General features: G+C 70.0%; 7 protein-coding genes and 3 pseudogenes. 8 read left to right on the forward strand and 2 right to left on the reverse strand.

Features of this window, described 5'->3' with window-relative positions:
- Positions 1-127: 127 nt before the first annotated feature.
- From DKL51_RS36910 to DKL51_RS14155, 4 genes and pseudogenes are all read left to right on the forward strand, one after another.
- Positions 128-517: pseudogene (locus DKL51_RS36910) on the forward strand (NF041680 family putative transposase); the annotation flags it as partial.
- Between the two features lie 248 nt (positions 518-765).
- A pseudogene (locus DKL51_RS37670) lies at positions 766-1,152 on the forward strand (low temperature requirement protein A); the annotation flags it as partial.
- Between the two features lie 59 nt (positions 1,153-1,211).
- Positions 1,212-1,964, forward strand: a complete 753-nt coding sequence (locus tag DKL51_RS36340; RefSeq protein WP_498070920.1) for a low temperature requirement protein A — start codon at positions 1,212-1,214, stop codon at positions 1,962-1,964.
- 797 nt (positions 1,965-2,761) lie between these two features.
- Complete coding sequence (locus DKL51_RS14155) at positions 2,762-4,600, forward strand: glycoside hydrolase family 15 protein (RefSeq protein ID WP_124812137.1); 1,839 nt, start codon at positions 2,762-2,764, stop codon at positions 4,598-4,600.
- Here the strand turns inward: DKL51_RS14155 and DKL51_RS37155 are convergent.
- Positions 4,548-5,144, reverse strand: coding sequence for a histidine phosphatase family protein (locus DKL51_RS37155; RefSeq protein WP_124812138.1), 597 nt, complete (start codon positions 5,142-5,144; stop codon positions 4,548-4,550). The two genes, DKL51_RS14155 and DKL51_RS37155, sit on opposite strands and share 53 nt — an antisense overlap.
- A 17-nt stretch (positions 5,145-5,161) precedes the next feature.
- A complete protein-coding gene (locus DKL51_RS14165) occupies positions 5,162-5,503 on the reverse strand; it encodes an SDR family NAD(P)-dependent oxidoreductase (protein WP_109966154.1) in 342 nt (113 codons plus the stop codon).
- On the opposite strand from DKL51_RS14165, the pseudogene DKL51_RS14170 reads away from it, so the two are divergent.
- From DKL51_RS14170 to eccCb, 4 genes and pseudogenes are all read left to right on the forward strand, one after another.
- A pseudogene (locus tag DKL51_RS14170) lies at positions 5,481-5,645 on the forward strand (glycoside hydrolase family 15 protein); the annotation flags it as partial. The gene DKL51_RS14165 and the pseudogene DKL51_RS14170 overlap by 23 nt on opposite strands.
- Positions 5,646-6,242: 597 nt before the next feature.
- On the forward strand, positions 6,243-6,836 hold the full coding sequence (locus DKL51_RS14175; protein ID WP_124812139.1) for a hypothetical protein: 594 nt from the start codon (positions 6,243-6,245) through the stop codon (positions 6,834-6,836).
- Between the two features lie 238 nt (positions 6,837-7,074).
- Positions 7,075-7,518, forward strand: a complete 444-nt coding sequence (locus tag DKL51_RS14180) for a hypothetical protein (protein ID WP_109944197.1) — start codon at positions 7,075-7,077, stop codon at positions 7,516-7,518.
- A 3-nt stretch (positions 7,519-7,521) separates the two neighbouring features.
- A complete protein-coding gene (gene eccCb / locus DKL51_RS14185; protein WP_124812140.1) occupies positions 7,522-11,856 on the forward strand; it encodes a type VII secretion protein EccCb in 4,335 nt (1,444 codons plus the stop codon).
- The last annotated feature ends 22 nt before the right edge of the window (positions 11,857-11,878 follow it).

Consider the following 11,878-nt stretch of genomic DNA (forward strand, 5'->3'; position numbering starts at 1 on the left):
TCCCGACGGGCCTCGACCGCCAACCGGGTCGCACGCTCACGCAGCTCATCGTTGTACTTCTTCGGTGCGGGCATCGCTGGTGTTCCTCCCAGGTTTCGATGTCTCCATCAAACCCGGTGCGGAACACTTTGACCTGGAACACACGTTCCGACTGTTCAAACAAACCCTCGGCTGGGCCCGACCGAAACTGCGTACTCCCGACGCCGCCGACCGCTGGACCTGGCTGATCATCGCCACCCACACCCAGCTCCGCCTCGCCCGACCCCTCGCCGCGGATCTACGCCGGCCCTGGGAACGCCCCACCGCACCCGGCCGGCTCACCCCCGCCCGGGTCCGTCGAGGGTTTCGAAACCTCCGCGCGAAGACCGCCCTGCCCGCCGCTGCGCCGAAACCCACACGACCAGGTCCCGGACGCCCACCCGGATCCACCAACCACAGACCAGCACCCCGCCACGACGTCGGCAAAACCGCCAAACGCGACCTGAGCATCAACGCACGTAAACGACGCACGGGTTAAAGAACAAGCTGAGGATCATGTCGGGCATCAGGTGGGACGTGAGCGTCAAGCATGTCCCGTGACAGGACACAGGCCGGCTGCCGGCTGCCGGCTGTCGGGCTCCACTTGATGCGTTTCGGATCGATGTCACATGATCCGTGACCATGCCGGCTAAACGATCTTGAGGGAGAGCTCGGGACTTGGCCATATAAGCGAAAGAGGACGGATACGCTAATACCTACCCAAGATCGGTAGGAGCAGGCGGTCCGGTGACGACGAGTGGCACAAACGGACTGCTTCGCAAGCTCGAGGACGTCGCGCGAGCGTCGTTCCTGGAGCTGTTCTTCGATGTGGTGTTCGTCTTCGCGCTCCGCGCGCTCGCCCAGCAGCTACTCAATAACCTGACCTGGTCCGGCGCGTTCCAGGCACTGGTGCTGCTGCTGGCCATCGGATGGGTGTGGTCCCTCACCGCGCGGGTGACCGAACAGTTGAACCCGCGGCGGCCGCCGGTACAACTGCTGGTCCTCGCCACCATGGTGGGTGCCCTGGTGCTCTCCGCGGCGGTCCCCGAAGCGTTCGGCAAGACCGGCCTGATCTTCGCGGTCACCTACCTTGCCATCCAGATCGGCCGCAGCCTGGTCCTCGTGCTCCTGTTGCGGGGCCAGGAGCTGCAACATATTGCTCGAAGGGGGCGATCTGGCACGCCGCCACCGCGGTGCCCTGGCTGGCCGGGGCGGTCGCCTCAGGCACAGCACGTACGGCGCTGTGGACACTCGCGGTTGTCCTCATCTACACCGCACGACGGTTCAGCTACCCCCTGCCAGGACTCAGGCGCCTGGCCGGTGGGGACTTGCCGCCCAGCGGCGAGTACCTGGCCGACCGCCACCGGGCACTGTTCGTCATCGCCCTCGGCGAAGTAATCCTGGCCATCGGATCGAGCCTCACCGGTCGCGGCTTTGCCACCGAACAGACCGTGGCGTTCGTGGTGACATTCGCCGGCACGGCATTGATCTGGCGGATCTACATCTACCGCGCCGGAGAAGACATCGGGCCGGCCATCCAGGCCTCCGCCAACCCTGACCGGCTCGGCACCCTGGTGTCCTACGCACACCTGGTCATGATCGCCGGCCTCGTCGTCACCTCGGTCGGCGCCCAACTGGTCATCGACGACCCGTTCGGCCATCCACGCGCGACCACGACCGTCACCATCCTCGGCGGCACCGCGCTGTTCCTCGCCGGTCGGGCCCTTCTGCGGTACCTGGTGTACAGCCGCCTCTTCGGAACCCATCTCATCGGGCTGATCGCGCTCGCCTGCCTCCTGCCGCCGATGCTGCTCCTGCCACCGCTCGTCAACGCCTTCGCTACCGGCACAGTCCTCACCGGCATCGTCATCGCCGACAACATTCGTGTACGACGGCACGCCGCACCGATCTCCCCACCCGGTCCCCACCGCCCCAGCAACACGTGACCAGGACCGCCGAGCGGCACTCTCTCCGTCAACGTCACGATCGGCGGGAGCGTCGCGCATCGTGTGGAGCCAATCCGTAACGCGTCAAGCGGAGTACGACACTGCCGGCTGCCGGCGATGTGGTTCAAACTTTCTGTACGTCTTCAAGGCGGCCCTGAACGGGCCGCACGCGCCGCCGCCTGGGCGCGCGCCGGCCGCTGCCGCTGTCGCTCTGCAGCCGTCACGCCTGACGCCCGGCGGCTGGCGCGAAGAGCGGGAGAGCCCGGAGTGCCGCCGCAGAACAACAGTGCGTTGACGGGTGAGGTGGTGGGCCGGCAGCCGGCCGGGCCGCGCGGCCAAGAGCCCGCGCGGCGTAGGGAAGCGCACGCCCGGCCGCGTCGGCGAGCTGGCGGCGGTCGTGGGGTAGCGGCTACTGCGCCTCCGGCGGGGGCGCTCCGGCTCCAGGATGGCCGGGGCTCCGTCGGCGGGTCACGGTCCGTGGGTGGTTGCGGTAGGCCATCCCGCCTGCCATCGACCCGGGCGAGCCGAGCAGACCACCGCCCGACCCGCCAGCGTCCGTACGAGCCGTCAAGGTCCGCTTGACGTGGCGGGCCGGGCGGTGGCCCGCTCCCCAGGAGGGCGGGTCGACGGCAGCCGGGATGGCGGACAGTCGGCTGGCGCATCTCAGGGACCTGCCGAAGAAAGTGCGTACGTGTGTGCCACCAGGTGGGTGTGCTTTCGTGCGTTACGAGCCGTGATACGGGTTTCACCCGGTTAAGGTAGTGGCGCGGTCGATGAGGTGAGATGGGGAGGGCTGGGTGGACTCGTACCCTGCGGTGGAGGCCCACGGCCTGATCGGTGATCTGCAGACCGCGGCGCTGGTGGCGATGGACGGGACGCTGGACTGGTTCTGCGCCCCACGCTTCGATTCGCCGAGCGTGTTCGGCGGCCTGCTCGATCGACACAAGGGTGGGTACTTCAAGGTCTCGCCGGAGGGCGTCGACTACACGAGTAAGCAGTTGTACCTGCCCGGCACGCCGATCTTGATCACCCGCTTTCTCAGCGCGGACGGCGTAGGTGAGCTGGTGGATTTCATGCCCATCGCGGGGGATCAGCCTACCGACCGCCACCGCCTGGTGCGGATGCTGCGGATGGTCCGAGGCACGATGCGGTTCCGGATCGACTGCCAACCCCGCTTCAACTACGGGCGGGATCCGCACGAGGTCGACACCTACCCCGAGGGGTACGTTTTCCGCAGCCCTGCGCTCTCCCTTGCCGCGAGCCTCGTTCATTACCCCGAAACCCGGCCGCTCGAGCAAGGAGTCCTGCGTAAGGAGGGCGGCATGTGGACCGTCACCACGCTGGGCGAGGGCGAGGCCGGGGCTGTGGTCCTGGAAACCGGAGTGTCGCCTGACCGGCCACGCACTTACACCCCCTGCGAGGTGCAGGAGCTGCTGGAGCAGACCCGTGACTTCTGGCGGCGTTGGCTGGCCCGCTCCCGCTACACCGGCCGGTGGCGGGAATCGGTCCATCGGTCCGCGATCACGCTCAAACTCATGACGTACGCACCGACCGGCGCGCTGGTCGCCGCCCCCACCGCCGGGCTGCCGGAGCAGATCGGCGGCCAGCGCAACTGGGACTACCGCTACACCTGGATCCGCGACTCGTCAATCTCCGTACACGCCCTGCTCGCCCTGGGCTTCACCGACGAAGCGTGGCAGTACATGCACTGGCTGGACGACCGGGTCCGGGAGGCCAGGGAACGGGAGGTGCCGCTGCAGTGCGTGTACCGCGTCGACGGCTCACCCGATCTCAGCGAGGAGACGCTCGACCACCTCGAGGGTTACCGCGGATCAGCACCCGTGCGCATTGGCAACGGCGCCGCGAACCAGCTGCAACTCGACATCTACGGCGAGGTACTCAACGCCCTTCACGAGGCCGACTGTCACGGTCTGCAGGGCACCCACGAGGGGTGGCTGAACACGGCAGGAACGATGGACTGGCTGTGCGACAACTGGGACCAGCCCGAAGACGGGATCTGGGAAACCCGCAGCGGCCCGCAGGACTTCACCTACGGGCGCCTGATGTCCTGGGTCGGCCTCGACCGAGCTGTCCGCCTCGCGCACCGACGCGGACGACCAGCCGACACGAGCCGGTGGGTGGGTACCCGGAACCAGATCTACGACCAGATCATGGCCCGTGGCTTCCACCCCGGACGCCGTGCCTTCGTGCAGCACTACACGACCGACGTCCTCGACGCGTCACTGCTCGCCATGCCCTACGTCGGATTCGTGTCGCCAACCGACCCGATGTGGCGGTCAACACTGCGGGCCATGGACGCAGAATTGGTCTCCGACAGCCTGGTCTACCGGTACGACCCGAGCGCCTCACCCGACGGCCTGCCCGGCCAGGAGAGCACCTTCACCATGTGCACCTTCTGGTACGTCCGGGCCCTCGCGCAGTCCGGACGGCTCGAAGACGCCAGGCTGACCTTCGAGAAGATGCTCACCTACAGCACCCCCCTCGGCCTCTACTCAGAGGAAATCGCGCCCACCGGCGAGCAGACCGGCAACTTCCCGCAGGCGTTCAGCCACCTCGCACTGATCAGCGCGGCCGTGGAACTCGACCGACTACTCGACCCCGGAGCCCGACTCTAGGCTTGCTGACAAGCTCGTGCCCGACCCGTGCCCTGGAAGGCTTCTTGCGGGCTTCGGTCGCCATCCAGGGTGGCGGCCAGGGTCTGTCAATGAAGACGCGGTGCGAGACGATCAGCACTGCGCCCTGCTGGGCGGCTTCGTGGGCGCGCGATACGGCTTCCATCGCGCGTTGTCGTAGCGCGGTCAGGCTCTCCCCACCGGGTAAAGCCGAATCCGGATCACGAAGGCGCTCGCTGCGCCACGCTTGGTACTCGCTCGGGTAGTCGTCGGGGCTCAGGCCGAGTACGCAGTCGGGGGAGCGCCACTCGGCGTAGAGCGGATCCGGCGGTGCGATCGGTGCTCCAAGGATCTCGGACAGGATGCGGGCACTCATCGTTGCCCGTGGGAGCGGGCTGGTGAGGATCACATCCGGCTTGGTGCTCAGGTGGAGCAGCCGGCGGGCTGTGTTGACGACTTCGGTGATCCCTCGCGTCGTCAGCGGCGTACCGGGTCGGGCGTGGGCGTGGGGGCGGCAGAGCCCGTCGAGGCAGGTGCCGTGGCGCATCCAGAGAACCTGGTCCCTCACGACAGGTGCCAGCCGCCGTCGACGTTGAGCGCCTGTCCGGTGATGAACCCGGCTGCGGGGGAGAGTAGGAAGGCGACGGCGGCGGCCACATCGGCGGGCTGGCCACGACGCTTGATGCACTGCCGGTCGAGTTGGCGTCGCACCATTGCGGCGTGGTCGTTGACGACGGTGTGCTCGGCGGGGACTTCGATCGAGCCTGGGCGAACCGTGTTGATGGTGATGTTGTTCGGGCCGAGTTCACGGGCCAGACCCCGGACGAGGCCTTCGAACCCGTTCTTCGCCGCGATGTACCCGGTCAGATCGACGCGGCCGAGGCTGACCTTCGAGAAGATGCTCACCTACAGCAGCCAACTCGGCCTGTACTCGGAGGAGATCGCGCCGAGCGGGGAGCAGACCGGCAACTTCCCGCAGGCGTTCAGCCACCTCTCCCTCATCAGCACGGCGGTGAACCTGGACCGGCTACTGGACGCCCGCTCCTGACCGAACCGACCTCTGCGCAACGTGGCGGGTCAGGGTGGCTTCGCCGTGCCTTGCGGTCTTTGAGTGGTTGCGGTTGGCGGGCCACACCCCTGACCTGGGCACCTCCCCGCGTTGCGAGGGCGGAACCGCGCTGCCTGCCCAAGATCCGCGCAGTTTCCCCGAAGTTGGTGCCTGAACGCGTTCGGAGGGGCCTGTTTCCCTGAAGTTGTGCGGATCTTGCCGTGCTGGCCCCGGTCATCCCGGCTGCGACGTCTGGGTAGTCGGCTGAGTCGTGTGGAGGCCGGTGTCCGGTTTGAGGGTGTGACCGGCGGCATCCCCTGGCCGGAATCGTGGCGGGGGTGGGGGCGTTACACATCCCCGACGGCCGAGGTAGCAGCCCCGCCCCCGCGGGATCCTGCCGGATGGGTCTGGCCCGGAATGATGGCCGGCCGGTGGTCGTTACACATGGTCCCGGCGCCGCGAGCAGGCCCCCCGGCCCCGCGGTCGACCCGGATGAAGACTTTCCCCCCTTTTTGCTTTCTTGGGCGCCTGACGGTGCTTGCGCGCGGCCCTGACCCCCGTCGGGCGTGCGCCGACCCCCGAATGGAGCTTTCCCCCATGAACACGATCTTCCGTAAGAGCGTTCTTGGTGTTGCTGGTCTCGCGTTCGCCGGTGGTGTGTTCGCCGGTCCGCTGACCGCCCACGCCGCCACCCCGGTCGACGCCACGCCCGCCGCCGTGGCCGTGCAGGCCGACAAGCCGGCCGTGGACACCAGCAAGCTGATGCCGCATGGTGTGCAGGGCGCGCAGTCGCGTATCACCCTCAACGACGAGCAGACGGCGAATACGAAGGCGATCATCGCGGCGACGAAGAAGGCGGGTATGCCGGAGCGGGCCGCGGTCATCTCGGTCGCCACGTCGCTGCAGGAGTCGAAGCTGGAGAACCTGGGTCACCTGGGTGACCGCAACGACCACGACTCGCTGGGCCTGTTCCAGCAGCGCCCGTCCTCGGGTTGGGGTACCCCGGAGCAGATCACCGACCCCGAGTACTCGACCATGGCCTTCCAGAAGGGTCTGAAGCAGGTCGACGGGTGGCAGGACATGCCCCTGACGCAGGCCGCGCAGACGGTGCAGGTGTCGGCCTACCCGGACGCCTACGCCCAGTGGGAGCAGCAGGCCGCTGACCTGGTCGCCCAGCACTGGAACAGCTGACCCAACCGAACACCGTGAACCGACCACTGGCCGGCACCCCACCAGGGGTGCCGGCCAGCGGCGTATCCGACACCTGGCCTTCGAAGCAAGGGGCGTGATCCACGCCATGGTGGAGCCCGCCCGGACCCGGTCCCGCTTCGTCGCCTGATCGGTGCCGGACGCCCCGGTCCGCGACGGATTCGGAGCGCGTGGAGCCCGTGGTGTTGAATGTAGACAGTTGTGCTGCCGGAGGTGCCCTGTGCCAGAACTCTCCCTGCTGATCGAGCCGCAAACGGCGCTCCCCGCCGGCCGGATCGACGAGCTCACCGCGGGGCTCGCCGATGACCTCCGTACGGTGCGGGGCCTGCGCGTCGCGCACGCTCAGTCGCCGGCCGTCGACCACGGCAAGTCGCAGCAGGCCTGGGAGCTGGGGATGCTGGTGGTGGGTGGGCTCTTCTCGGCCACCACCATGCGTGCCCTGGCCCAGATCGCGGTCGCGTACGCAGACCGGATCAAGGCCCGCTCGATCAGGCTGCGCAACGGTGACCGGGAGTTCGTCATTACCGGGGAGACCCGGCTCGACCCGCGGGTGCTCCAGGAGTTGGCGCAGTTGCTGGGCGGTCCGCATGGCGGTCCCGACGCCACCACGACTCCCGCCCTACCCGCGCCTCGGGACCGCGGGAGCGACACCACCGGCAGCTGAGCCGTGGGCCAGCGACGGGCGCTGCTGATCGCCAACGACCGCTACATCGACCGGTCGTTGGCGGACCTTTACGCGCCCCGCGAGGAGGCCCGCGACCTGCGCAGCCTGCTGGCCGATCCGGACGTCGGCGCGTTCCACGAGACGTTGCTGCTGGAGAACGAGTCGAAGAGCTCCATCGAGCGAGCCATGGAGTCGATGCTCCGGGCGGCCGGGCCGGAGGACCTCGTCGTCCTCTACTTCTCCGGCCACGGTGTGCGCAGCAGCAAGCGGGGACGTCTCCACCTGGCGGTGGCCAACACCGAGGTGGACCACCTCTCCTCGACCGCGATCTCCGCCTCCTTCGTCCGGGAGCTGCTCGACGAGTCCGACGCGGCCAGCTCGGTCATCCTGCTCGACTGCTGCTACAGCGGCGCGTTCGAGGGGCACGGCCTGAAGACGACGGACGACCTGGCCATCGACGGCGAGCTGAGCACCGGGTACGGCCGGTACGTCATCACCGCGACCAACTCGGTGGAGCGGGCCCGCGACGGAAGCCCGACCTCCGGGACTGCGTCCCGGCTGCGGTCGGCCTTCACCGAGACGATCATCCAGGGGCTCGGCACGGGCGCCGCGGACATCACCGGGCAGGGCCGGATCACCCCGGACGACCTCTGGCGGTACGTGCACCTGGAGCTGCCGAAGCGCTCGGCGCAGACGCCGTGCCAGTTCGGCAGCGCCAGCGACGAGATCCACATCGCACTGTCCCGGGAGGGGCACCACCGGCAGCGGCGGCATCGGGACCAGCGGGAACCCCGCCTCGGCGACCTTCTGGGTCCGTTGGAGCCCGCCGACGACGTCAAGCTCTGCGCCACCGACTGGCGCCGGCGCGGACTGCTCAAGGTGCCGGTCGGCCGGGCGCAGCGGATCGACCAGCTCGCCGGTGAGCCGGTCTGGCTGGACCTGGCATCCTCGGACGGGCACCTGCTCCTGGTCGGCCGCGCCGGCACCGGCAAGACGACCCTGCTCCGCACCATCATCGGCGGCCTGGCGCTCACCCACTCCGACGACGAGGTGGCGTTCCACTGCCTGGAGTCGGGCGGGAACTGGCTCGGGCCGATGCGCCGGCTGCCGCACGTCCGCGCGGTGCTCGGTGACGACGAGGTGGGCGAGGTGGGCAAGCTGCTCGACCGCTTGGAGCAGGACGTCCTCGACCGCAAGCAGCTCTTCCGCCGGCACGAGCTGGAGTCGCCGTCGAGCCTGCGCGCCCGGCGGGCCGGCCTCGACGCCGGCCCCTGCCCGGACGTCTTCCTGGTGGTCGACCGCTGGCACGACTTCGCCACCCTGCTGCCCGACTTCACCTCCCGCGTGGTGGACCTCGCCAACAAGGGTCTCGGGTACGGGATCCACGTCGTCATCCTCGAGCGCAGCTGGCGGGTGATCCCGGAGGATCTGCGTGAGCTGCCGCAGCTGCGGATCGAGACCCGGCTGTCCCAGCCACAGGAGTCGCTGGTCAGCCCCGACCAGGCGGCCCGCCTGCCGGTGAACATGCCGGGCTGGGCCATCCACGGCCGGCGTACCTTCCGCATCGCGCTTCCCTTCCTGTCCGGCGGCGAGGCCGAGGTGGAGACCGAGCCGGAGGCCGGGACGCCGGAGGCCGCCGCGTCAATGGTCTCCGTGATCGCCGAGGCATGGGGAACGACCTGGGTGACGGCCGAGCGCAGTCCCGCCCGTGCCGTCGCCGAGGAGCAGGTGGACGAAGCGGTCGCCGTGCTCGGTGTCCCGGACCGGGCGGCACTGTCGCGCCTCGAGGGGCGTCGGACCCCGCTCGGGCCCGACTACCTGCGGATGCCCGTCGGCGTCGACGCACGCGGGCGACCGGTGTTCCTCGACCTGAAGGAGCCGGCCCAGGGCGGCATGGGTCCGCACGGCCTGCTGGTGGGCGCGACCGGCTCCGGCAAGAGCGAGCTGCTCCGGACGATCGTCGTGGCCCTCGCCGCGCGCCACTCGTCCGACGAGCTGAACATCGCCCTGGTCGACTTCAAGGGCGGCGCGACGTTCGGCCCGCTGACCGAGCTGCCGCACGTAAGCGCGCTGGTCACCAACCTGTCGGAGGACTTGACGCTGGTCGACCGCCTGGCGCAGGCGCTCACCGGCGAGCTGCTCCGCCGCCAGGAGGTGCTGCGCGCCGGCAACCAGGCGAACCGGTGGGAGTACGAGCAGGCCCGGGCGGCCGGCGTCCCGCTGCCACCGCTGCCCACCCTGCTGGTCATCTGTGACGAGTTCGCGGAGCTGATGACGGTCAACCCCGACTTCGTCGACGTGTTCCTGCAAATCGCCCGGGTCGGCCGCTCGCTCGGCGTGCACCTGCTGCTCGCCAGCCAGCGGCTGGAGGAGGGGAAGCTGCGCGGGCTGGACAGCGCCCTGTCGTACCGGATCGGACTGCGGACCTTCTCGGCGGTGGAGAGCCGGATCGCGCTCGGCGTGCCCGACGCCTACGAGCTGCCGAGTGCGCCGGGGCACGCGTACCTCAAGGCGGGCACGACGTTGACCCGGTTCCGGGCGACGTACGTCTCCGGGCCGCTCGCCCTCGACGAGGCCGACCCCGCTATCGCGGAGCCGGCGAAGCTGGCCGGGCGAAGCCTGCTCGACATCGTGGTGGAGGCGCTGCGCGGGCGGGCCCCGGCCGCTCACCCGATCTGGCTGCCGCCGCTGGGCGACCCGCCCAGCCTGGACGAACTCCTGCCGCCGCTGGCCCCGCATGCGACCCGGGGGTTCACCGTCAGCCAGGGTGGTGGCTCGCTGACCGTGCCGGTCGGCCTGCTCGACAATCCGGTGGCGCAACGGCGGGAGCCGCTGCGGCTCGATCTGGCCGGGTCGGCCGGCCACGTCGCCGTCGTCGGTACGGCGCGGTCCGGCAAGAGCACCCTGCTGTGCTCGCTGGTGGCCGCGCTGGCGTTGACCCACACGCCGCGCGAGGTGCAGTTCTTCTGCCTGGACCTGGGCGGCGGGACGCTGCGGAAACTGGCGGCGCTGCCGCACGTCTCCGGGGTGGCGGGTCGGCGTGACACCGAGGCGGTGCGGCGGACCGTGGCAGAGGTTTCCGCCGTCCTCGACGACCGCGAGGCCCGCTTCCCGGTGCACGGCGTCCACTCCATCGCCGACTATCGCCGGCGGCGCGCGGCCGGCGAGTTCGCCGACGACCCGTTCGGTGACGTGTTCCTCCTGGTCGACGGCTGGCAGACGGTGCGGCAGGAGGACGAGGAGCTGGCGGTGGCGATCAGCGGCATCGCGCAGCGGGGGCTCGCCTTCGGGGTGCACGTGATCCTCACCGCCTCCCGGTGGATGGACCTCCGCATCGGCCTGCGGGACCTGTTCGGCACCAAACTGGAGTTGCGGCTCGGCGATCCGACCGACTCGGAGATCGACCGGCGAGCCGCGGCGCGGGTGCCGGTCTCGCCGGGGCGCGGACTGACCCCGGGGAAGCTGCACTTCCTGACCGCACTGTCCAGGGTGGACGGCCGGCACGGGGTCGACGATCTGGCGGAGGCGACCACCGCGCTGATTGACCGGGTGGCGCAGGCGTGGTCGGGGGAGCCGGCCCCGCCGGTGCGGCTGCTGCCGCTCCGGCTGTCGGTCACCGAGCTGGCCGAGCTGAGCGACCCGGCCGCGACGGGCCTGCCGATCGGCCTGGACGAGGCCGCCCTCGCTCCGGTCTACCTGGACCTGGACAGCGAACCGCACCTGACCGTCTTCGGTGACGCCGAGTGCGGCAAGAGCAACCTGCTCCGGCTGGTGATGCGCCAGCTCGTGGCCCGGCGTACGCCCGCGCAGGCCCGGCTGATGGTCGGCGACTACCGCCGGAGCCTGCTCGACGCGGTGCAGGGCGAGCACCTGTTGGGGTACGCCCCCACGAGCCAGGTCTTCGCGCAGGGGCTGGCGTCGCTGCGGGAGGCGCTGGTGCAGCGGCTGCCGGGACCGGACGTGACCGCCGAGCAGCTGCGCAGCCGGAGCTGGTGGCAGGGCCCGGACGTCTACGTGCTGGTGGACGACTACGACCTGGTCGCCTCCAGCGGCAGCAACCCGCTCAACGCCCTGCACGAACTGCTGCCCCAGGCCCGGGACATCGGCCTGCACCTGATCATCGCCCGGCGGGTCGGCGGGGCCGCCCGGGCGCTCTACGAGCCGGTGCTGCAGCGGCTGCGGGAGGTGGACTCGCCGGGGCTGCTGATGTCCGGCAACCGGGAGGAGGGGGCGCTGCTGGGCGGGCTGCGGCCGCAGTCGATGCCGGCCGGCCGGGGCACCCTGGTATGCCGCCGCGACGGCGCCCGGGTGATTCAGACGGCCTGGTCGGAGCCCTGACCGGCGCCGGGGATCGTCAACT

The sequence above is a fragment of the Micromonospora globispora genome (genome assembly GCF_003857015.1).
Taxonomy (GTDB): Bacteria; Actinomycetota; Actinomycetes; order Mycobacteriales; family Micromonosporaceae; genus Micromonospora; species Micromonospora globispora.

What these genes read in the sequence shown, in the direction of transcription:
- DKL51_RS37155 (WP_124812138.1), bottom strand. Translation starts at nt 5,144, where the DNA reads ATGCGCCACGGCACCTGCCTCGACGGGCTCTGCCGCCCCCACGCCCAC.
- DKL51_RS14175 (WP_124812139.1), top strand. Translation starts at nt 6,243, where the DNA reads ATGAACACGATCTTCCGTAAGAGCGTTCTTGGTGTTGCTGGTCTCGCG.